This window comes from Rhizobium sp. SYY.PMSO (genome assembly GCF_046840415.1).
Taxonomy (GTDB): domain Bacteria; phylum Pseudomonadota; class Alphaproteobacteria; order Rhizobiales; family Rhizobiaceae; genus Rhizobium.
On the sequence record NZ_CP177349.1, the window covers coordinates 2,987,191 to 3,006,884 of the forward strand.

The following is a 19,694-nucleotide window of genomic DNA, read 5'->3' on the forward strand; positions in this document are numbered from 1 at the left end:
TCATGGCGAGGTCCCGGCATGGATCGCATCGACAACATTCTCGAGCAGTGGCGCCGCGAACGGCCGGATCTCGACACCGCAGCCATGGGCCTCTTCGGGCGCATGCGCAATCTCACGCTCCATCTCTCGCGCGAGATGGAAAAAACCTTTGCCCGCTTCGACCTGAATTCGGCGAACTTCGACATGCTGGCAACCCTGCGCCGCTCGGGCGAGCCCTATGCGCTCTCGCCGGGCGATCTCATGGCGACGATGATGGTGACGTCGGGCACGATGACCAACCGCATCGACCAGCTGGAAAAGGCTGGCCTCGTGACACGCAGCCAGAACCCGAACGACGGCCGCAGCTTCCTGATATCCCTGACACCGAAAGGCTTCGAGCTGATCGACGCGGCGGTCACGGCGCATGTCGAAACGCAGGCACGGCTGGTGGCGGCGCTTTCGGAAGAGGAGCGAGCGGCGCTGAACGGCCTGCTGCGCAATTATTTAGCCAGCTTCGAATCCCGGGACTAGCTCCGCAGGCCGCTCCGCGCAGACATCGCGGATGCAGGCACGCAGCCAGCGATGTGCCGGATCGGCATCGAGGCGAGGGTGCCATAGCAGTGAGATCGTCATATCCGATACCGCCACCGGCAGCACGAAACTATGCATATCGGCCCGCAGGTTGCCCGTATGGCGCTCCGGCACGCTGACGATCAGGTCGGAAGAGCGCGCAAGGGCAAGCGCTGCCGAAAAGCTGCCGACGATCGTAACGATCTGCCTCTTCAGTCCCAGCGCTTCCAGCGCCTCGTCGACCTGCCCTTTCTGCAAACCGCGGCGCGAGACGAGGATATGCCGGCCGGCGGCATAGCGTGCAGGCGTCATGGCGCCGCCGCTCAGCGGATGGCCGCGCCGCACCACGCCGATGAAACGATCCCGGAACAAGGCCTGCGTTCGCAACTCGGGCCCCGTATCGTCGCCGACGACGCCGGTTTCCAGATCGACGGTGCCGTCGCGCAACGGTGCGCTGTCCTTGTCCAGTTTCTGCGTGAAATAGAGCCGCACGCCAGGCGCCAGCTCCGCGATGCGCGCGATCAGCGGCGGCCCGAAATTCTCCACGAAGCCCTCGCGCGTGCGGAGCGTAAAGATCCGGGAGAGCCGCTTCACGTCCAGCGTCTCCGACGGCCGCAGCGCCGCTTCCGCCTCCTGCACGAGACGGCCCACAGTCTCCCGCAATTCCAAAGCACGCGGCGTCGGCACCAGCCCGCGGCCGGCCCTGACCAGCAATGGATCGCCGGTCGTTTCGCGCAGGCGGGCCAGCGCGCGGCTCATGGCGGAGGGACTGAGCCGCAATCGCCGGGCGGCGCGCGCGACGCTGCCCTCCGCAAGCAGGGCATTCAGGGTGACGAGCAGGTTGAGATCAGGCGCGGACATGCGGCGACCATAGCACAGCTTTCCCATATATGGCGTCAGGCGCACGAATAAAGTGCAAACAGTGCGCATTCCGCCATGTCGCATCGACAGCTACTTTTCCGCCGGGACTTTCTATGACGTCGCCGGAAAAGGAGCGCATGTTGAAGCCGATCATTGAGGAATTGGGTGAAGCCGGACACACAAGGGCAGCCTTGCCGATGCGGTGGGCGCTTGCCAGCCTGTCGCTCTCCATGCTGATGCCCTCGCTCGATACCAGCATTGCCAATGTCGGCCTGCCGACGCTTGCCCAGGTATTCGGCGCCTCTTTTCAGCAGGTGCAATGGATCGTGCTTGCCTATCTGCTGGCCATAACAACCCTGATCGTCAGCGTCGGGAGACTGGGCGACATTTTCGGCCGGCGGCGTCTGCTTCTGACCGGAATAAGCCTTTTCACGCTCGCCTCGCTGTTTTGCGGCATCGCGCCCACATTGCCGGCTCTGCTCGCCGCCAGAGCCTTGCAGGGCCTCGGCGCCGCGATGATGATGGCGCTGACGGTAGCGATGGTCGGCGAAACCGTACCGAAGGAAAGAACCGGCGGCGCCATGGGCCTGCTCGGCACCATGTCCGCCATCGGCACCACGCTCGGCCCGTCGCTCGGCGGCATCCTCATCGCCGGCTTCGGCTGGGAAACCATCTTCCTCGTCAATGTGCCGCTGGGAATTGCGAATTTCCTTCTCGCTGCCCGCTTCCTGCCGGCGGACCGCCGGGAACGGAAATCAGCCCAGGCGCGACCGGATGCCATCGGCACTTTGCTGCTCGCCCTGGCGCTTGCCGCCTATGCGCTGGCCATGACCACGGGGCACGGCCGCTTCGGCGCGTTGAATCTCGGCCTGCTGCTGGCGGCCGCCCTCGGCATTGCTCTCTTCGTCTGCGCCGAAACGAAGGTGAAGTCGCCGCTGTTGCGCCCTTCGATGTTTCGCGATTCCTCGCTGAGCGCAGGCCTTGCCATGAGCACGCTCGTTTCCACGGTCATCATGGCGACACTGGTGGTCGGCCCCTTCTATCTCTCCCACGCCCTCGGCTTCGACGCCGCCCATGTCGGTGCTATCATGTCGGCCGGGCCATTGGTCTCGGCGCTGACCGGCGTGCCGGCCGGCCGCATCGCCGATCGCTTCGGCGCCCGTCGCATGAGCGTGACCGGTCTTGCCGGCATGATTTTCGGCCTCTTCCTGATCGCCGCGCTGCAAGGGAGATTCGCCGCCGCCGGCTATATCGGCCCACTGGTCATCGTTACCGCCAGCTACGCGACGTTTCAGGCGGCCAACAACACCACGATCATGTCCAACGTCATGCCAGAGCAGCGCGGCGTCATATCGGGCATGCTGAGCCTTTCACGGAATCTCGGCCTCATCACCGGCGCCTCCGTGATGGGCGCGATCTTCACGCTGGCGTCCGGAACCACCGACATTGCCGCCGCAGCCCCAGAGGCGGTAGCGAGCGGAATGCAAATCACGTTTGCGACGGCGGCCCTGCTGATTGTCGGGGCATTGGCGATGGCACTCGCTGGTTTTGCCCGCGCGAAGCGGACCTTTTCCTCAAAAGAAGCACCATGAGCCGCTCCATGGCGAAAAGGCCGGAAACATCTGCTTCCGGTCTTTCCGGAACTCAAATCTTGAAATCAGAAGCTCGCCTTCAGCGGGTCCGGGCCGATGCGCCCGCCGGCCGAATCGAGCTTGGCGATCTCGGCCAGATCGTCTGCGTCGAGCTTGAAATCGAAAACCTTGAGGTTGTCTTCGATGCGGCTCGGGGTGATCGACTTCGGAATGACGATCAGGCCGTTGTCGATGTGCCAGCGGATGATGACCTGCGCCGGCGTTCGGCCGTGCTTGGCGGCCACCTTGCCGATGACGGCATTGTCCAGAAGCTTGCCCTGGCCGAGCGGGCTCCAGGATTCGGTCTTGATGCCGAGCTTGTGGTGGACGGCGCGCAGCTCCTTCTGCTGGAAGGTCGGATGCAGCTCGATCTGGTTCAGAACCGGCGTCACGCCGGTTTCGGCGATGATGCGGTCGAGATGCGCCTCGACGAAGTTGGAGACGCCGATCGAACGGGCGCGACCCTCTTCCTTGAGGCGAACGAACGCCTTCCAGGTATCGATATAGCGGTTGCGATGCGGCGACGGCCAGTGGATGAGGTAAAGGTCGACATAATCCGTGCCAAGGCGCTTCAGGCTTTCGTCGAAGGCCCTCAGCGTGGAATCGAAGCCCTGGTCTTCATTCCAGAGCTTGGTGGTCAGGAAGATATCCTTGCGGGCGACGCCGGACTGGCGCATGCCTTCGCCGACGCCGTCTTCATTGGCATAGATGGCTGCCGTATCGACGTGGCGATAGCCGGCTTTCAAAGCCGTGCTGACCGCCAAAGGTGCGACGTTTTCCGGCGTCTGCCAGACGCCGAGGCCGACCTGCGGAATGGAATTGCCGTCATTGAAAGTGATTGTCGGTTGCGTGGTCACGATAGGTCTCCAAGGGATGAGGTGGGATGGAGTGAAGGCGTGATTTAAATTCGAAAAGAAAAGGATTCTGCCTGCGCGAGCGCGCCGGTCGAAGACCTATATAGTGGAGAATGCTGCGATTTTAACCCCGTGGGATCGGGTCAGACAACCCGGACGGTCGTCCCCTTGCGCAGCAGCGGAAGGATGCGCCGCATGTCGCGAAGGTTGACCGCGACGCACCCCGCGGTCGGCTCGTAGCCCGGCCTGATCAGATGAAAGAAGATCGCCGAGCCGCGGTGACGCCGGCGCGACCTCACGTTCCAGTCGAGCACCAGGCAGACATCGTAAAGGCCGTCGCTTCGCCGCATTTCCTCGTGGCTCGGCCCGAAGGGAGCCTTCACCAGCCTGTTATAGTTGGAATTGCCGGGCTCGTCGCACCAGAGCATGTCCCTGCGGATGCGCCGCATCGGCAAGGCCGTCCGCAGGAAGCGGACGTTGTCGCCGCGCGTGAAGCCGTAGAGCAGCTTCATGGCCGCAATCGGCGTCGCGCCGTCTCCCTCGCGCTTCAGGATGCTGCGCCCGGATCGGCCGATTGCCGCCGGCACGGTCATGGGCCCGACCTGCACCAGCGCCCGCGTCTTCTTGCCCGGCTGAGGACGCACGACGATCGTCGAAGCGCCCCGTCCGGCTCCCGCCCTTGTCTTTTCCATTTTCCTCACATGTTTTTGCTTTGCGCGTGATTTCATTTGAAATCATAGCAGTTTCAAGCAAACGACCAACCCTGAGCCGCCTCGCGACTTGCTAAAAATGCAATTTGGCGTAGGACTTAGGTAGGATTAGAACGAGGATCCGAACGGCATGACTGCACGCACCATTCTCCTGGTGGACGATGACAACGACCTGCGCGAGATGCTGGTCGAGCAATTGTCGCTTTACGAGGAATTCAATGTCCTGCAGGAGGCGACTGCCGGAAAGGGCGTGCACACCGCGCGCACCGTGCCTGTCGATCTCCTCATCATGGATGTCGGGCTGCCCGATATGGACGGCCGCGAAGCCGTGAAGCTGCTGCGCAAGAACGGCTTCAAGGCGCCGATCATCATGCTGACGGGCCACGACACGGATTCCGACACCATCCTCGGCCTGGAAGCAGGCGCGAACGATTATGTGACCAAACCCTTCCGCTTCGCCGTGCTGCTGGCGCGCATCCGCGCGCAGTTGCGCCAGCACGAACAGAGCGAGGATGCGACCTTCACCGTGGGGCGCTATCTTTTCAAGCCGAGCCAGAAGCTGCTGACCACCGAAGACGGGCAGAAGATCCGCCTCACGGAAAAGGAAGCCGCCATCATCCGCTATCTCTATCGCGCCGACCAGAAGGTCGTGACCCGCGATATCCTGCTGGAGGAGGTCTGGGGCTACAATTCCGGCGTGACCACCCACACGCTCGAAACCCACGTCTACCGCCTGCGCCAGAAGATCGAGCGCGATCCCTCCAATGCCGAAATCCTGGTAACGGAAAACGGCGGCTACAAGATCATTCCATAGGCGATAGATGGCGCTGAACGACGATATCCGACTGCTGTCGCAATTGCCGCTGTTTCACGGCATGGGCGATGAGCCGCTGCGGCTGATCGCCTTCGGCGCCGACCGCCGCCATGTGAACCAGGGCCAGACGCTTTTCAGGGAAAAATCGCCCGCCGAATGCGCTTATGTCGTCGTGCGCGGCAGCTTCGAGCTCAGCACGATCGACGCGGGCGGGCAGAAGCAGGTCGAAGCGCTCGTGCAGGCCGGCACCATGCTCTCCGAACTCGCGCTGGTGACGCTGGTGGAACGGAAATATACGGCGGTCGCCGCCGAAGAATCCGACGTGATCCGCATCACGCGCGCCCTCTTCCACAGGCTGATCGAGGAATATCCCGACGCCGGCCTGCTGATCCAGAACCGCATCCGCGAAAACTTTGCCGCCCTTGCGAGGCAAGCGGCCGCGCTGCTCGGCCGTTTCTCCTAGAGCACCGCCCGAAAAGCGCCTTGCACGTCTCCGCCCGGAATTGCGTGAAAATAAACGGTTGGAGCGTTTCCGCGTTTCGAAGAAAAGCGGAAAGACCCTAATATCTTCAACCTCTTCAGAGATTGAAATGCGCCGTCACGGGCACATGGTCGGACGGGCGATCCCAGCCGCGCGCCGCCTTGAGGATATCGATCCGCTGCAATAGCGGGCCGAGATCGGAGGACGACCAGATGTGATCGAGACGACGGCCTCGGTCGGCAGCCTCCCAATCCTTGGCGCGGTAGCTCCACCACGTATAGAGCTTCTCGTTTGCCGGCACCTGCTGGCGCATCAGGTCGAGCCAGGCGCCGCGCTTCATGACCTCGATCAGGCCATCGGTCTCGACCGGCGTATGGCTGACGATCTTCAGGAGCTGCTTGTGCGACCAGACGTCATGCTCCAGCGGTGCGATGTTGAGGTCGCCGACGAGGATCGCCGAGGTGTTCTGCTCGGCGTTCGCATGCAGCCGCTTCATCTCCTCGATGAAATCGAGCTTGTGGCCGAATTTTGGGTTGATCATGCGATCCGGTTCGTCGCCGCCGGCCGGAACGTAGAAATTATGCAGGCGGATGCGCCGGCCGCCGCGCTCGAAGATTGCCGAGATATGCCTGCTGTCGCCGACATTGCAATAGTCCTGCCGGTGATCCTCGGTCAGCGGAATGCGCGAGGCGATCGCCACGCCGTGATAGCCCTTCTGGCCATGGATGATGATATGCTCGTAGCCAAGGGCACGCAGGGGAGCATACGGAAAAAGCTCGTTCGGAACCTTGGTTTCCTGCAGGCAGAGGATGTCGGGCCGGGCCTGCATGACGAACTGCTCGACGATGGGCATGCGCAGCCGCACCGAGTTGATGTTCCAGGTCGCGATCGAGAATCCCATGCCCCAAGCCTTTCCCTTATCGCAACCTCAGGAAAAGTGCGTAGCGGCTTCCTACCCGGAGTTGCGTCAAAACAGACAGCGGGAGGGGTCGGGCGATTCTGCGAAGCGCCCGACCCCTCCAGTCGGTTAAGGCTTTAGACCGGCGGAGGCGGAAAGAAAAGCGCCATTCGGCGCTTACCCAAGGTCAAACGGCAGGCGTCGATCAGCGCGTATAGTCGATACGGAAGACGCTGTCGTCGAAGGCGAGATTGGTTTTCACGTTATTGATGATGACATCCGTCGTCTTGCCTTGCGGATCGATCACGGTCCATTGGCGCAGATCGTAGCTTTTCGAATCGAAGATCATCGTAATCGTGGAATCACCGAAGACGGTGCGGTTGCCGAGCGTGATCTTGGTGAGATCCGGCTGCGAATCGACATTGCGCACCATATCGGCGGACAGGTCGATCTTGTTGGCAAGCAGCAGGCTGAGCGGCGTCTTCGACAGCTGATACATGTTGCGCGTCTGCGTCTGGTCGTTGATGACCTGCACGTTGTTGCCGTCGCAGATCACGCGCATGCGGGACGGCGGATCGTAGTTGAAGCGCATCTTGCCGGGACGCTGGATGAAGAATGCGCCGCTCATCTGATCGCCGCGCGGCCCGATCTGCAGGAAGCCGCCCTTCATCGTCTTGATGGACGAGAAATGATCGGCGATCGCCTGGGCGATGTTGGGGTTGAGGGCGGCTGCCTGTGCCTGCGCAAGGGCCGAAACCGGCAGAGCGCCAGCCGCACCGGCCGCGACCACGGCGCCGAGGAAATGCCGGCGGGTCAGGGACAATCGGTTGAACGGCTGCGCATCGAACTTGGTCATCGAATTCTCCTTCATGCTTTGTCCATGGCGCGCAAAATCGGCGTCTTCATGGCGCAGCGGCCCCTGGCCGGTTGTGGGCCGCGATCAAATTTCGCTGAACATAGGCGATCTGCAAGACGAAAAGACGGATCGCCTCAGCGATCCAGAATATCCGCCTCGGTGGGAACGAGAATTTCACGCTTGCCGGCGTGGTTGGCCGGGCCGATCACGCCCTCCTGCTCCATGCGCTCGATCAGGGAAGCCGCGCGGTTGTAGCCGATCCCGAGACGGCGCTGGATATAGGAGGTCGAGGCCTTGCCGTCGCGCAGGACGATCGCGACCGCCTGATCGTACGGGTCCTCCGAATCGGAAAGATTGGAGGTGCCTGCCGGACCATGCCCGTCGTCGTCGTCCTCGTCGTCATCGGCGGTGATCGCATCGAGATATTGCGGCGCGCCCTGCGTCTTCAGATAGGCGACGATATCCTCCACCTCACCGTCTGCGACGAACGGCCCATGGACGCGCTGGATGCGCCCGCCGCCGGCCATGTAGAGCATGTCGCCCATGCCGAGCAGCTGTTCCGCACCCTGCTCGCCGAGGATGGTGCGGCTGTCGATCTTCGACGTCACCTGGAAGGAGATGCGCGTCGGGAAGTTGGCCTTGATCGTGCCGGTGATGACGTCGACCGACGGGCGCTGCGTCGCCATGATGACATGGATGCCGGCGGCGCGCGCCATCTGTGCAAGGCGCTGCACCGCGCCTTCGATATCCTTGCCGGCGACCATCATCAGGTCGGCCATTTCGTCGATGATGACGACGATATAGGGCATCGGCTTCAGGTCGAACTCTTCCGTCTCGTAGATCGCCTCGCCGGTCTGGCGGTCGAAGCCGGTCTGCACGGTACGGCTGATCGCCTCGCCCTTGGCCACGGCCTGCTCGACGCGGCTGTTGAAGCCGTCGATGTTGCGCACGCCGATCTTCGACATCTTCTTGTAGCGCTCTTCCATCTCGCGGACGGTCCATTTGAGCGCGACGACGGCCTTCTTCGGATCGGTGACGACGGGCGACAGCAGGTGCGGGATGCCGTCATAGACCGACAGTTCCAGCATCTTCGGGTCGATCATGATCAGGCGGCATTGTTCCGGCGTCATGCGATAGAGCAGCGACAGGATCATCGTGTTGATGGCGACGGACTTGCCCGAGCCGGTGGTGCCGGCAACGAGCAGATGCGGCATCTTGGCGAGATCGGCGATGACGGGCTCGCCGCCGATCGTCTTGCCGAGCGCCATGGCGAGTTTCGCCTTGGAGGCCTCGAAATCGCGGCTGGCGATGAGTTCGCGCAGATAGACCGTCTCGCGCGTCGAGTTCGGCAATTCGATGCCGATGGCATTGCGGCCGGGAACGACGGCGACACGGGCGGCGATCGCGCTCATCGAGCGAGCGATATCGTCGGCAAGGCCGATGACGCGGGAGGACTTGATGCCGGGCGCCGGCTCCAGCTCGTAAAGCGTGACGACGGGGCCGGGACGGACATGGATGATCTCGCCCTTGACGCCGAAATCCTCCAGCACGCCTTCGAGCATGCGGGCATTCTGTTCCAGCGCATCGGCCGAGAGCGTCGCATCGCGGGCAACGGCCTTCGGTTCGGCGAGCAGGTGAACGGCCGGAAGCTGGAAGCCATAGGGACGGATGAAGGAGGTCTGCGCCTCGCGCTCGGCGCGCGCACCCGGCTTCGGACGCGGCGCGGCCGGAATGACGCGATGGCCGGCGGCTGCCCCCTTCGATGCGGAGGCCGTCAGCGGCCAATCCTCGTCCTCGTCGTCGGGCAGGATATCGGCCGGACGACGCGGATCGCGATCATAAAGCGAATCCTCGTCATCATCCTCGTCGTCGCCAAGGCTGATCGAGGGGGCGGAAACGACGCGGCGGGCCGCGGGAGCATCCATGGACGGCTCGAGACGATCGCCGCGAGCGACAGGCGCCTTGGCGCGCACGGGCTCGTTCAGCGTCCCGAATTCGTCATCGTTGAAATCATAGGGCGCATCGAAGGCGTGGTCGCGGCGCTTGCGCGGCCCCATGCCGAACAGGCGGCGAACGCGGGCCTGCGTGTTGTACCAGGCATGCATGACGGCGCCGAAAGCCATAAAGTTGGCCAGGAAGCCGCCGCGGTCGTCATCCTCGTCCTCGTCGCCCACCCGGCGGGCGCGGCTGCGGGTCTCCTCGTATTCGTCATCATCCTCATCCGCGTCTTCCACGAGGTTTTCGCCGATGACGCCGGAGGCGAAGAGCATGAGCCAGATGGCCGGAATGGCGAGAACCGAGCCGATGACCGTGGCCACGACGCCGCTCGGATAAGTGCCGATGAAGAGGGCCGGAAGGCGCAGCAGAAGATCGCCGATCACGCCGCCGATGCCGTTCGGAATCGGCCATGTGGGCGGCGCCGGGAAGCAGGCGATGGAGCCGGCTGCGACGATGCAGCCGCCGATCCAGGCGCCGAGACGGGAAGGCACGCGATGAAGCTTGCGGTTGGTAATCAGCGCCAAAGCCCAGGCAGCGACGGGCAGCAATGCCAGAACCGAGGCAAGGCCGAGCGACTGCATCATGAGGTCGGCAAAGGCGGCGCCTGGAAAACCGAGCAGGTTGGTCGGCGCGTTGGCTGTCGCGTAGGAATAGCTGGGGTCCATGACGTTCCAGGTGCCCAGCGCTGCGGCGGCGAGCGCCAGCAGGAACAGCACCGCGAAGCCTGTCAGGCCCTTGACCTGACGCCAAACTACACTCGATAGCGATAAACGGTCGGGGCGACCGCTCAACGCCGCCGAATTGCTTCTGCCCATGATATCCAGCCCCGTTCCTTGTCGATAGCGCAAGCGAATCGGTCGATGCCCACTCGCCGGCAGGTTAGAGCTACCTAATCAGAGGAGGGTTAATGCCATGTTAACCATGCACGCCAACCGACAGGTCTTTGGCGTCGCGGCGGGATTATTGCCCCGCAGACAAAAAGGGCCCGAACCGGGGTTCGGGCCAAAAGCGGCCTGTCTGCGATGAAACCGGCCGCGACGGGACGTTCGGCGATGCCGGAGACCGCGCTCCGGCATCGCAAGCTCGCATCAGGAATTGTGGTAGGCGGCTTCGCCGTGGGAGGCGAGGTCGAGGCCTTCGCGCTCGGCTTCGGTCGTCACACGCAAGCCCATGATCAGGTCCACGATCTTGTAGAGGATCGCAGAGCCGATACCGCACCACAGAATGGTGGTGACGACGGCGGTCAGCTGCACGACCACCTGGCTGCCCATGGTCACGCCGTCGGCATAGCCTACGCCGCCAAGCGAAGCGCTGGCGAAGACGCCGGTCGCGATGGCGCCGAAGATGCCGCCGATGCAATGCACGCCGAAGACGTCGGCCGTATCGTCATAGCCGAACTTGTTCTTCACGACCGAAACGAAGAAGTAGCACAGCGGGGAAACGATGAGGCCCATGACGATCGCGCCCATCGGACCGGCGATACCGGCGGCAGGCGTGATGGCGACGAGACCGGCGACCATGCCCGAAGCGCCGCCCAGCATGGAGGCTTTGCCGCGGGTGAAGGTTTCGACCAGCGACCAGGAGATGATGGCGGCCGCGGTTGCGACGAAGGTGTTGGCGGTCGCGAGCATTGCGCCGCCGGAAGCTTCGAGGTTCGAACCGGCGTTGAAGCCGAACCAACCGACCCAGAGCATGGATGCGCCGACCATGGTCAGCGTCATGGAATGCGGAGCCATCATGTCCTTGCCGAAGCCGACGCGCTTGCCGACGAGAATGGCGCCGACGAAGCCGGCGATCCCGGCATTGATATGAACGACGGTGCCGCCCGCGAAGTCGAGCGCGCCCATCTTGAACAGCATGCCGTTGGAATCCCAGACCATGTGGGCGATCGGGAAATAGACGAAGGTCGCCCACAGCGCGCAGAACAGCACGGCTGCACCGAACTTGATGCGCTCGGCAAAGGCGCCGATGATCAGGGCCGGCGTGATGGCGGCAAAGGTCATCTGGAACAGCATGAAGATGAATTCAGGAATGACGACGCCCTTGGAGAAGGTCGCGGCCGTGGTCGAGGTCGAAACGCCCGACAGGAACATCTTGGCCGTACCGCCCCAATAGGGGCTCGTGCCGCCGCCGAAGGCGAAGGAATAGCCGTAGAGAACCCAGAGGATCATCACCACCGCGCCGACCATGGTGCACTGCATCAGCACGGAGAGCATGTTCTTCGAACGCACGAGACCGCCGTAGAACAGGGCAAGACCCGGCACGAGCATGAAGAGCACGAGAATGGTGGAGATGAACATGAACGCGGTGTCGCCCTTGTCCGGAACCGGAGCGGCAGCGGCGGCAGACGTCGCGTCCTGCGCAAAGGCGATCGCCGGCGCAAGCACGGCCGCAGAAAGCGCGCCCACCCGTGCGAAGGTGGAGGAAAGCTTGGAAAATGACATGCAAATAACTCCCTGATCCGCCGTGTCTTACAGCGCTTCTGAATCGGTTTCGCCCGTACGGATGCGCACGGCATGGTCAATGGAATAGACAAAGATCTTGCCGTCGCCGATCTGTCCGGTCTTGGCGGCGGACGCGATGGCCTCGACGGCCTTGTCGACGATTTCGGATGCGACTGCGACCTCGATCTTCAGCTTCGGCAGGAAGCTGACGGCATATTCGGTGCCGCGATAGATCTCGGTATGCCCCTTCTGGCGCCCGTAGCCCTTCACTTCGGTCACGGTCAGGCCCTGGATGCCGACAGCCGTGAGGGCCTCACGGACCTCATCGAGCTTGAACGGCTTGATAATGGCCATCACAATTTTCATCTGGTTTCCCATCCTTTGTTTACCCTCGGCACGGAGCCGACTCTCCTTGCCGCCGACGAGTGTTTCTGCAGCGACTGGGCATACACATTCAAAGGACGTGCCAGATTCGTGACACATTTATAACGTATTGAAATATAAAGGATTTATTGGAGACACCCAACAAAACGGCATTTCGCGCCGCGCGAGCAGCACAAATAAAGTGCAAATTACCAAGTTTGCCGCTTATTTAATCATTTGCCTTTTTACGAATCAGGCCTTCCTGCGCCACCGACGCAATCAGGACACCGGATCGCGTAAACAGGCTGCCGCGCGTAAATCCGCGCGCGCCGGACGCGCTGGGGCTCTCCTGGCTGTAGAGCAGCCAGTCGTCCAGCTTGAACGGGCGATGGAACCACATGGCATGGTCGAGGCTCGCCACCTGGACGCTCGGGTCCAGAACCGATGTGCCATGCGCGTTCAGGGCAACATCGAGCAGCGTCATGTCCGAGAGATAGGCGAGCACGGCATTCCTGTAGAGCCGGTCGTCCGGAACCGGCCCGGTCAGCCGGACCCAGATGTTCTGCCGCTGGCTCGGTTGCGAGCGCGAGAAATAGCTCTCGATCGAGACGGGCCTGATTTCGATCGCCCGCCTGCGCTCCCAGTAACGGCGCACGTTCTCGGGCGCATGGGCGAGGTAGCGCTGCTTGATCTGCTCTTCGTCCATCAGCTCCTCCGGCATCGGCACGCCGGGCATGTCGCCCTGATGATCGAAGCCGGGTTCGTCGACCTGGAAGGACGCCGTCAGCGCAAAGATCGCCTTGCCGTGCTGGACCGCGAGCACGCGCCGCGTGTTGAAGCTGGAGCCGTCGCGCAGCCGGTCGACCTGATAGAGGATCGGAACCGAGGGATCGCCCGGCAGCATGAAATAGGCATGCAGAGAATGCGCGAACCGATCGCCTTCGACCGTCCTCTGCGCCGCCATCAGCGCTTGCCCGATGACCTGCCCGCCGAAAACGCGCTGCCAGCCGACCTGCGGGCTGTTGCCGCGAAACAGGTTCATTTCGATCGTTTCCAGATCGAGCGTCGCAAGCACGGTTTCCATCGGGGTGGGTTTCTCGGTCTCTCGCGACATTTTGCTTGAACTCCAATGGTAGGAACAGCCAACGGGATGCTCTATATAGAGCAGGACGTGGTAGTAGAACACACGATAGTAAGACACAGGGAAGCGCTATGTTGGACATGCTGGTAGTGGGTGGCGGATATGTGGGCCTTGCCGCCGCAGTTGCCGTCAAGCAGGCAGCCCCTCATCTCGACGTCATGATCGTGGAAGCAGCCCCGGAAACCGCATGGAAGAAGGATATGCGGGCATCGGCGATCATCGCGGCGGCATCCAGGATGCTCGATGTCCTCGGCGTCTGGGAGGAAATCGCGCCGGAAGCCGAGCCGATCACCCGCATGGTCGTCACCGATTCGCGCACCGGCGATCCCGTGCGCCCGGTCTTCCTCACCTTCGACGGCGAAGTGACCGAAGGTCAGCCCTTCGCCCATATGGTGCCGAACGTCACCATGGTCGGCGCCCTGCGCGGCGCCTGCGAGCGCCTCGGCATCACCATCAAGCATGGCCTCAGCGCCACCGGATTCGTCACCGACGACAGCAAGACCACCCTCACCCTCTCGGATGGCAGCACGCTGGAGACGCGGCTCCTCGTCGCCTGCGACGGCGTACGCTCCAAGCTGCGCGACATGGCCGACATCAAGACGGTCAACTGGGATTACGGCCAGTCCGGCATCGTCGTGACGGTCGAGCACGAGCGGCCGCATGGCGGCTGCGCCGAGGAGCATTTCCTGCCCTCCGGGCCCTTCGCCATCCTGCCGCTGAAGAACAACCGCTCCTCGCTCGTCTGGACGGAGCGCACGCCGGATGCCGAGCGGCTGGTCGCCTCGGACGATCTGGTGTTCGAGGAAGAGCTGGAGCGTCGCTTCGGCCACAAGCTCGGTACGTTGCGCACGATCGGCGACCGCCGCGCCTTCCCGCTGGGCCTGACGCTGGCGCGCGCCTTCGTCGCGCCGCGCTTCGCGCTGGCGGGCGACGCCGCGCACGGCATCCACCCGATCTCCGGCCAGGGCCTCAATCTCGGCTTCAAGGACGTTGCGGCGCTTGCCGAAACCATCGTCGAGGCCGACCGCCTCGGCCTCGATATCGGCTCGATCAATACGCTCGAGCGCTACCAGACCTGGCGCCGCTTCGACACCTTCCGCATGGGAGTGACGACGGACGTGCTGAACCGGCTGTTTTCCAACGACAACACGCCGCTTCGCATCGCCCGCGACTTCGGGCTGGGGCTCGTCGACCGCCTGCCGAGCCTCAAATCCTTCTTCATCGGCCAGGCTGCGGGCACGATCGCGAAGGACAATCCGCGACTCCTTGTCGGCGAGGCGATCTGAAGGAATAGGCTGGAGGTCAATCCTCGATACGTCTTGCCTCCGAAATCAGCATGATCGGTATGCCGTCGCGGATCGGATAGGCAAGCCGCGCCTTTTCCGAGATCAGTTCCCCTTTTTCCCGATCGTAGCTCAGCCGTCCCTTGGTGAGCGGGCAGACGAGCAGGTCGAGCAATTTCGGATCCACCTTGCTGACGGTGACATCCATCGGAAACTCCTATTGCAGCAGCGAATCGGTGTCGCCGGAGCCGGCCAGCACGATCTTGACGATGGCGATGAAGGTTTCGGCGCGGGTCTTCAGGTCCGGCGCCTCCAGAAGGGCCTGTTTTTCGGCGGGATCGAAGGGCGCCATGATCGACAGGGAGTTGACCAGCATCATGTTGTCGGCCCGTTCGACGCTTTCCCAATCCGCCTCCAGCTTGTTGGCCTCCAGATAGGCGCGGAAAGCCGACAGCAGCGCGGCGCGATCCACCGTATCCTCCTCGTGATGCGACTTGAGATCGGAGATGAACGGCGTGATGCGGAACGTGCGGTAAGGCTGATGACCGGTGATTTCATCCATCAGCCGGAAGCGGCATATGCCGGTCAGCGCGACGATGTAGCGGCCATCGCCGGTTTCGGCAATGGAGGTGATGCGCCCGAGGCAGCCGACATGCGAGAGGTTCGTGGAGTCGGCCGGCTCGGAAAGCGCGGGCTGCACGATGCCGACCAGCCTGTTGCCGGCGATGGCAGCATCGAACATGGCAAGATAGCGCGGCTCGAAGATATTGAGCGGCAGCTGCGCCCCCGGCAGCAGCAGGGCGCCGGACAGCGGAAAGACCACCACCGATTCGGGCAGATCGCCCGGCTTCAGATATCTGGCATTACCGACTTGCATCTTCTCCATCCCGCTAGGGCAATTCCAGGAAAAGTGCATAGCGGTTTTCCGTCTGGAATTGCATAAAGACAAAAGGCTTTAGCTCACGGCGCTACCGGTCGCGGCAAGCCGCGCAGAAACGACAGACTCGCGGCCATGCCCGATCCACGCCGCATCCATCCGACAATGTGGCCCCGTCTGCCGAAAACACAAGAGCATTTTAGCCGACGCGGCGGTGCATGCCTTCCGGCCGCTCTCATCTAACAAACGGTCGTGCGAAAGGTTTCGCACGAGCTGCCCATTACGAAAACAGGATAGAGGAAAGCTTGCGCCGCGCCGAGACGGTGGCAGGGTCCTTCGGTCCCCATACCTCGAAGAAGTCCAGCAGCTGGCGGCGCGCGCCATCGTCGTCGAAACTGCGGTCCTTGCGCATCACCGTCAGCAGATGCTCCGCCGCCTCTTCCCGCTTGCCTTCGACGTTGCGGATCTTCGCGAGCTTGATGCGCTGCTCGTGATTATCGGGATTGGTGGCCAGTTCATGCTCGATCGCCACGGGATCGCCGAGTTTGCGGGCCTCGTCGATCTGGTCGAGCTTCTTGACCACGGCCTGGATGCCGGCATCATTGGCGAGCGTCTCCGGCAGGTCGGCCAGTGCCTCGCGGGCGCGCTGGCTTTGCCCGGCGGCGATCATGCATTCTGCCATGCCGGCAAGCGCCTTGGCATTTTCCGGATCGGCCTGCAGCACCGCGCCGAAAAGCTCGGCGGCGCCGTTGACGTCGCCGGCGGCGAGAAGGCCGCTCGCCTCCTCCAGAACGGCGGCGATCTCGGCCGCCTGATCGTCGGCGCCCGCGGGACCGCCGAGGCGATCGATGAACTGACGAACCTGGCTTTCCGGAACGGCACCCATGAAGCCGTCGGCCGGCCGGCCATCGACGAAGGCGATGACCGCCGGGATCGACTGGATGCCGAGCTGGCCGGCGATGGACGGATGGTCGTCGATGTTCATCTTGACCAGCTTGACGCGGCCCTGGGCTTCGGTGACGACCTTTTCCAGCACCGGCGTCAGCTGCTTGCACGGGCCGCACCAGGGCGCCCAGAAATCGACCAGCACCGGCTGCTTGCGTGATTCCTCGATAACGTCCTTGGCGAAGTTGGCGGTCGTCGTGTCCTTGATCGGCGAAGCGCCGCCGGCCGCGGGCGCGGCACCGAAGGAGGCCGTGGCCGACATCTGCCCGCCGAAGGAAGCGTTATAGGGATTGTTCGAACCGCTCATGAGTGTCTCCCGCCTGCCGGCATCCTTGATCTTGTGAAAAGCATGATCTCCAAACGAGCCCAAGAGGTTCGCCCGGCAGCACGCCCGTTGAAATGGTCGGAACGATCGGACAATTCGATAGAGAAGTCGATCGCCATGATCTTTGCGCTAAAATCGTATGTCAGTTCGTCACTTTCAAGACTAGCGGCGCATGACCCGTCGCCTCCATGAAGCGCAGGAGATCGGCGCTGGCGATCGACGTCGTCGCATCGTTCGAAAGCGGATGGCAATTGACGACGTCATGCGCCATCAGCTCGGCGTCTAGAACGAAAGTGACATTGTTGGCCGTGTCGTTGATCGCCCCGAATGCGGTGACGGAGCCTGGAATGACGCCGAGATATTCCATCAGCTTTTCCGGCTTGCCGAAGGACACCTTGCTCGCCGCGCCGATCAGCGTGTGCACGGTCTTGAGGTCGACCGTCGCGTTTTCCTCGACGGTCAGCAGGAAGAAATTATCCTTCTTGTCCTTCACGAACAGGTTCTTCGTATGCCCTCCCGGAATCTCGTCGCGCAACGCCACCGATTCGGCGACGGTGAAGACGGGAGCGTGATCCTTGGTCGTATGGGCGATACCGAGCCCATCCAGGAATCGGAAAAGATCGTCGCGGGTTTTCGGGCTGGTCTCGGTCATGGCGTCTCGCAATGAAAATGGTTCGCCCCTGATACGTCGCCCATAATTTCATTGCAATCTTTCAGGCGAAAAAGCCCGGCATTTCCGGGCTTTCCGGCAGCCGGCAGAAAGAACGTGCAATTTTTCTTCGCGAACTCGTCATTTCCCTGTTGCATTTGAAAAACGGTTAGGCCATATAGCGCCCGTCGCCGCAAGACGACGCCCAGCGGTCCAACACACTACCCCGGATCGCGACGGGAATGAGCGGGTGTAGCTCAGGGGTAGAGCACAACCTTGCCAAGGTTGGGGTCGAGGGTTCGAATCCCTTCGCCCGCTCCAGTTTCTTCGATTTCCCTTGCATATAGAGAGATTGCGGCTTCACCGCGAAGCGTCCTTCCGACCGCATGCCGCAGCTCCATCTGCCTGTTTCCTGCTTGCATGGTCATGCTCTCGCACAACGCGGGCAGGGTCTCAAATCAGTCTCATTTGACGTTCAGGTCTGTGCATCACATCGATGGACGCAACGCGGTATTGGCTCGCATGAAAAGAAAGATGTCCCTGCTGGTGGCGATGCTGTCGCTTCTGCCCGTTCCGGCATTCGCCCACCCGCATATCTTCATCGATGCCAAATTCCAGGTCGTCGCAGCGCCCGATGGCTCCATCAGCGAGTTGCGCAACGTCTGGAGCTTCGACGAAGTGTTCTCCTCCTCCGTGCTGATGGATTTCGACAAGGGCGACAACCAGACGCTCACGCCGACCGAGCTGAAGGCGGTGGGCAAGACTGTCAGGGATTCGCTCGCACAATACGGTTACTACACGAACGTCACCAGCAACGGCAAATCGGTGCCCATGGCCAGGCCGGACGCGATCCAGGCCGATTACAAGGACGGTTCGCTCATCCTCACCTTCTCGCTGAAGCCGGAGCAGAAGACGTTCCTCAAGGGAACCACGATCTTCGGAATCTACGACAAGACGCTCTACACGGCGGTCGACTTCGACACCGACAACGACATGGCCACTTCGGGATCGGCCTTTGCGCGCTGCAAGTCCAAGGTGGTCAGACCCAATCCCAAGGAAGTCATGGCGGAGAATCAGGCGGCCCTTACCAGCATGTTCTTCAGCGATCCGAAGGGCACGGACTATTCGCTGCTCGTGGCGACGCGGCTGGAAGTCCAGTGCTGACCTCCCGCCCGGGAGCGCCTCTCCTCACTTGAAAGGCGGGTCATCGCTTCCCGCTTGGACATTGCCGTTTCGGGAAAGCGATATGTAGCGACGGGCGATGATCCAGCAGGCGAGCGCCCATGTCGCGCCGGCGCACCAGCCGCCGAGAACATCGGTCGGGTAGTGTACGCCGAGATAGATCCGGCTCGCTCCGATCATCAACGTCAGCAGGATGCCGGCCACCACGATGAAAATGCGGGTCGAGCGATAGGCGCGCGTCCCTGAGATCAGCGCGGCGAGGGTCAGATAGGTCACGGCCGACACCATCGCATGGCCGCTTGGAAAGCTGAGATCGTTGACCTCGACCAGATGCGGCACGATATCCGGCCGCGGCCGCGCGACACCGAACTTCAAGGCCGCGCTCAGCGCCCATCCGCCCAGCACGGACGCGAGGATGAAGATCGCGATGGCGCGCTGCCGGTCCAGCATCAGATAGATCGTCACCAGAACCGTCATCATCGCCAGGACCGTCGTTCCGCCAAGACTGGTGATATCCTTGACGGCATGCGTCAGCCATCCCGGCCCGATCGGCACGGAAAGATCGCCGGACTGGCGAAGCGCCAGCAATATCGCCTCGTCGAATCCCTTCGTGCTGCCTTCGATCACTTCTCCCGTCAGGTAGATGAACAGAAGAATTCCGCCCGAAAGCGCGGCGAACATCACGAGCAGCAGAGGCTCGTAACGGTTCAACCATCCAGGTATGGCCGACTTGCCGAATGGTCGATCCTTCATGCGCAGAAACCCGCCTGTTCCATATTCACCTCGCCTCCTCCGCCTTCGAACCCCAAATGGGGACAACGCCTATCTAGGAA

Annotated in this window: 20 protein-coding genes and 1 tRNA gene; 7 read left to right on the plus strand and 14 right to left on the minus strand. The window is 62.5% G+C overall.

The genetic code is table 11. The features are described 5' to 3' along the window. Nucleotides 1–18 precede the first annotated feature (18 nt). Nucleotides 19–510: a MarR family transcriptional regulator gene (locus ACJJVH_RS14565; protein ID WP_113358996.1), complete on the plus strand. Its 492-nt coding sequence runs from the start codon at nucleotides 19–21 to the stop codon at nucleotides 508–510. Here the strand turns inward: ACJJVH_RS14565 and ACJJVH_RS14570 are convergent. After that, entirely contained in the window at nucleotides 484–1,410 is a 927-nt protein-coding gene (locus ACJJVH_RS14570) for a LysR family transcriptional regulator (protein WP_412064219.1), read from the minus strand. The genes ACJJVH_RS14565 and ACJJVH_RS14570 overlap by 27 nt on opposite strands. Nucleotides 1,411–1,547: 137 nt before the next feature. On the opposite strand from ACJJVH_RS14570, the gene ACJJVH_RS14575 reads away from it, so the two are divergent. Then, a complete protein-coding gene (locus tag ACJJVH_RS14575; RefSeq protein ID WP_412065171.1) occupies nucleotides 1,548–3,002 on the plus strand; it encodes an MFS transporter in 1,455 nt (484 codons plus the stop codon). A 65-nt stretch (nucleotides 3,003–3,067) separates the two neighbouring features. Here ACJJVH_RS14575 and ACJJVH_RS14580 read toward each other — a convergent pair whose 3' ends face one another. After that, a complete protein-coding gene (locus tag ACJJVH_RS14580; protein WP_113384854.1) occupies nucleotides 3,068–3,898 on the minus strand; it encodes an aldo/keto reductase in 831 nt (276 codons plus the stop codon). A gap of 140 nt (nucleotides 3,899–4,038) precedes the next feature. Continuing rightward, the gene (locus ACJJVH_RS14585) at nucleotides 4,039–4,587 is read right to left on the minus strand and encodes a L,D-transpeptidase family protein (RefSeq protein ID WP_412064220.1); all 549 of its coding nucleotides are present in this window, start codon (nucleotides 4,585–4,587) and stop codon (nucleotides 4,039–4,041) included. 148 nt (nucleotides 4,588–4,735) lie between these two features. Between ACJJVH_RS14585 and ACJJVH_RS14590 the strand changes: the two genes are divergently transcribed. Continuing rightward, entirely contained in the window at nucleotides 4,736–5,419 is a 684-nt protein-coding gene (locus ACJJVH_RS14590) for a response regulator transcription factor (RefSeq protein WP_112795362.1), read from the plus strand. A gap of 7 nt (nucleotides 5,420–5,426) precedes the next feature. Next, nucleotides 5,427–5,882, plus strand: coding sequence for a cyclic nucleotide-binding domain-containing protein (locus ACJJVH_RS14595; RefSeq protein ID WP_112795361.1), 456 nt, complete (start codon nucleotides 5,427–5,429; stop codon nucleotides 5,880–5,882). A 115-nt stretch (nucleotides 5,883–5,997) separates the two neighbouring features. On the opposite strand, the gene ACJJVH_RS14600 is transcribed toward ACJJVH_RS14595, so the two are convergent. From ACJJVH_RS14600 to tesB, 6 genes are all read right to left on the minus strand, one after another. Then, nucleotides 5,998–6,801: an exodeoxyribonuclease III gene (locus tag ACJJVH_RS14600; RefSeq protein ID WP_412064221.1), complete on the minus strand. Its 804-nt coding sequence runs from the start codon at nucleotides 6,799–6,801 to the stop codon at nucleotides 5,998–6,000. Nucleotides 6,802–7,003: 202 nt separating this feature from the next. Further along, nucleotides 7,004–7,654, minus strand: coding sequence for a LolA family protein (locus tag ACJJVH_RS14605; protein WP_112795451.1), 651 nt, complete (start codon nucleotides 7,652–7,654; stop codon nucleotides 7,004–7,006). A 134-nt stretch (nucleotides 7,655–7,788) separates the two neighbouring features. Then, nucleotides 7,789–10,467 carry a DNA translocase FtsK 4TM domain-containing protein gene (locus ACJJVH_RS14610; RefSeq protein WP_412064222.1) on the minus strand — a complete coding sequence of 893 codons (2,679 nt, stop codon included), beginning with the start codon at nucleotides 10,465–10,467 and terminating at the stop codon, nucleotides 7,789–7,791. Nucleotides 10,468–10,740: 273 nt separating this feature from the next. Next, entirely contained in the window at nucleotides 10,741–12,096 is a 1,356-nt protein-coding gene (locus ACJJVH_RS14615; RefSeq protein ID WP_113369817.1) for an ammonium transporter, read from the minus strand. A gap of 27 nt (nucleotides 12,097–12,123) precedes the next feature. Then, nucleotides 12,124–12,474 carry a P-II family nitrogen regulator gene (locus ACJJVH_RS14620; protein WP_034509110.1) on the minus strand — a complete coding sequence of 117 codons (351 nt, stop codon included), beginning with the start codon at nucleotides 12,472–12,474 and terminating at the stop codon, nucleotides 12,124–12,126. A 214-nt stretch (nucleotides 12,475–12,688) separates the two neighbouring features. Continuing rightward, a complete protein-coding gene (tesB, locus tag ACJJVH_RS14625) occupies nucleotides 12,689–13,573 on the minus strand; it encodes an acyl-CoA thioesterase II (protein ID WP_112795357.1) in 885 nt (294 codons plus the stop codon). 98 nt (nucleotides 13,574–13,671) lie between these two features. Here tesB and ACJJVH_RS14630 point away from each other — a divergent pair, with 98 nt between their 5' ends. Continuing rightward, nucleotides 13,672–14,886 (plus strand): ubiquinone biosynthesis hydroxylase, encoded by a 1,215-nt coding sequence (locus ACJJVH_RS14630; RefSeq protein WP_412064223.1) that lies wholly within the window; start codon nucleotides 13,672–13,674, stop codon nucleotides 14,884–14,886. 16 nt (nucleotides 14,887–14,902) lie between these two features. On the opposite strand, the gene ACJJVH_RS14635 is transcribed toward ACJJVH_RS14630, so the two are convergent. The 4 genes from ACJJVH_RS14635 to ACJJVH_RS14650 form a co-directional block, all read right to left on the minus strand. Continuing rightward, entirely contained in the window at nucleotides 14,903–15,091 is a 189-nt protein-coding gene (locus tag ACJJVH_RS14635; protein WP_112795355.1) for a Trm112 family protein, read from the minus strand. 9 nt (nucleotides 15,092–15,100) lie between these two features. Beyond that, entirely contained in the window at nucleotides 15,101–15,760 is a 660-nt protein-coding gene (locus tag ACJJVH_RS14640; protein ID WP_113369916.1) for an LON peptidase substrate-binding domain-containing protein, read from the minus strand. A 280-nt stretch (nucleotides 15,761–16,040) separates the two neighbouring features. Beyond that, the gene (trxA, locus tag ACJJVH_RS14645) at nucleotides 16,041–17,012 is read right to left on the minus strand and encodes a thioredoxin (RefSeq protein ID WP_113385009.1); all 972 of its coding nucleotides are present in this window, start codon (nucleotides 17,010–17,012) and stop codon (nucleotides 16,041–16,043) included. Between the two features lie 160 nt (nucleotides 17,013–17,172). Next, nucleotides 17,173–17,682 (minus strand): prolyl-tRNA synthetase associated domain-containing protein, encoded by a 510-nt coding sequence (locus tag ACJJVH_RS14650; RefSeq protein WP_113359009.1) that lies wholly within the window; start codon nucleotides 17,680–17,682, stop codon nucleotides 17,173–17,175. Nucleotides 17,683–17,925: 243 nt separating this feature from the next. On the opposite strand from ACJJVH_RS14650, the gene ACJJVH_RS14655 reads away from it, so the two are divergent. Next, nucleotides 17,926–18,000, plus strand: a tRNA-Gly gene (locus tag ACJJVH_RS14655). Nucleotides 18,001–18,201: 201 nt separating this feature from the next. Then, nucleotides 18,202–18,843, plus strand: coding sequence for a DUF1007 family protein (locus ACJJVH_RS14660; RefSeq protein ID WP_113359011.1), 642 nt, complete (start codon nucleotides 18,202–18,204; stop codon nucleotides 18,841–18,843). A gap of 24 nt (nucleotides 18,844–18,867) precedes the next feature. Here the strand turns inward: ACJJVH_RS14660 and ACJJVH_RS14665 are convergent, their stop codons facing one another. Then, nucleotides 18,868–19,614, minus strand: a complete 747-nt coding sequence (locus ACJJVH_RS14665) for a phosphatase PAP2 family protein (protein ID WP_112795353.1) — start codon at nucleotides 19,612–19,614, stop codon at nucleotides 18,868–18,870. Between the last annotated feature and the right edge of the window lie 80 nt (nucleotides 19,615–19,694).

Bases quoted from the DNA above. Each gene is read 5' to 3' on its own strand.
- ACJJVH_RS14565 (WP_113358996.1), top strand. From the start codon at position 19: ATGGATCGCATCGACAACATTCTCGAGCAGTGGCGCCGCGAACGGCCG.
- ACJJVH_RS14570 (WP_412064219.1), bottom strand. From the start codon at position 1,410: ATGTCCGCGCCTGATCTCAACCTGCTCGTCACCCTGAATGCCCTGCTT.
- ACJJVH_RS14575 (WP_412065171.1), top strand. From the start codon at position 1,548: ATGTTGAAGCCGATCATTGAGGAATTGGGTGAAGCCGGACACACAAGG.
- ACJJVH_RS14585 (WP_412064220.1), bottom strand. From the start codon at position 4,587: ATGGAAAAGACAAGGGCGGGAGCCGGACGGGGCGCTTCGACGATCGTC.
- ACJJVH_RS14590 (WP_112795362.1), top strand. From the start codon at position 4,736: ATGACTGCACGCACCATTCTCCTGGTGGACGATGACAACGACCTGCGC.
- ACJJVH_RS14595 (WP_112795361.1), top strand. From the start codon at position 5,427: ATGGCGCTGAACGACGATATCCGACTGCTGTCGCAATTGCCGCTGTTT.
- ACJJVH_RS14600 (WP_412064221.1), bottom strand. From the start codon at position 6,801: ATGGGATTCTCGATCGCGACCTGGAACATCAACTCGGTGCGGCTGCGC.
- ACJJVH_RS14605 (WP_112795451.1), bottom strand. From the start codon at position 7,654: ATGACCAAGTTCGATGCGCAGCCGTTCAACCGATTGTCCCTGACCCGC.
- ACJJVH_RS14610 (WP_412064222.1), bottom strand. From the start codon at position 10,467: ATGGGCAGAAGCAATTCGGCGGCGTTGAGCGGTCGCCCCGACCGTTTA.
- ACJJVH_RS14615 (WP_113369817.1), bottom strand. From the start codon at position 12,096: ATGTCATTTTCCAAGCTTTCCTCCACCTTCGCACGGGTGGGCGCGCTT.
- ACJJVH_RS14620 (WP_034509110.1), bottom strand. From the start codon at position 12,474: ATGGGAAACCAGATGAAAATTGTGATGGCCATTATCAAGCCGTTCAAG.
- tesB (WP_112795357.1), bottom strand. From the start codon at position 13,573: ATGTCGCGAGAGACCGAGAAACCCACCCCGATGGAAACCGTGCTTGCG.
- ACJJVH_RS14630 (WP_412064223.1), top strand. From the start codon at position 13,672: ATGTTGGACATGCTGGTAGTGGGTGGCGGATATGTGGGCCTTGCCGCC.
- ACJJVH_RS14635 (WP_112795355.1), bottom strand. From the start codon at position 15,091: ATGGATGTCACCGTCAGCAAGGTGGATCCGAAATTGCTCGACCTGCTC.
- ACJJVH_RS14640 (WP_113369916.1), bottom strand. From the start codon at position 15,760: ATGCAAGTCGGTAATGCCAGATATCTGAAGCCGGGCGATCTGCCCGAA.
- trxA (WP_113385009.1), bottom strand. From the start codon at position 17,012: ATGAGCGGTTCGAACAATCCCTATAACGCTTCCTTCGGCGGGCAGATG.
- ACJJVH_RS14650 (WP_113359009.1), bottom strand. From the start codon at position 17,682: ATGACCGAGACCAGCCCGAAAACCCGCGACGATCTTTTCCGATTCCTG.
- ACJJVH_RS14660 (WP_113359011.1), top strand. From the start codon at position 18,202: ATGAAAAGAAAGATGTCCCTGCTGGTGGCGATGCTGTCGCTTCTGCCC.
- ACJJVH_RS14665 (WP_112795353.1), bottom strand. From the start codon at position 19,614: ATGAAGGATCGACCATTCGGCAAGTCGGCCATACCTGGATGGTTGAAC.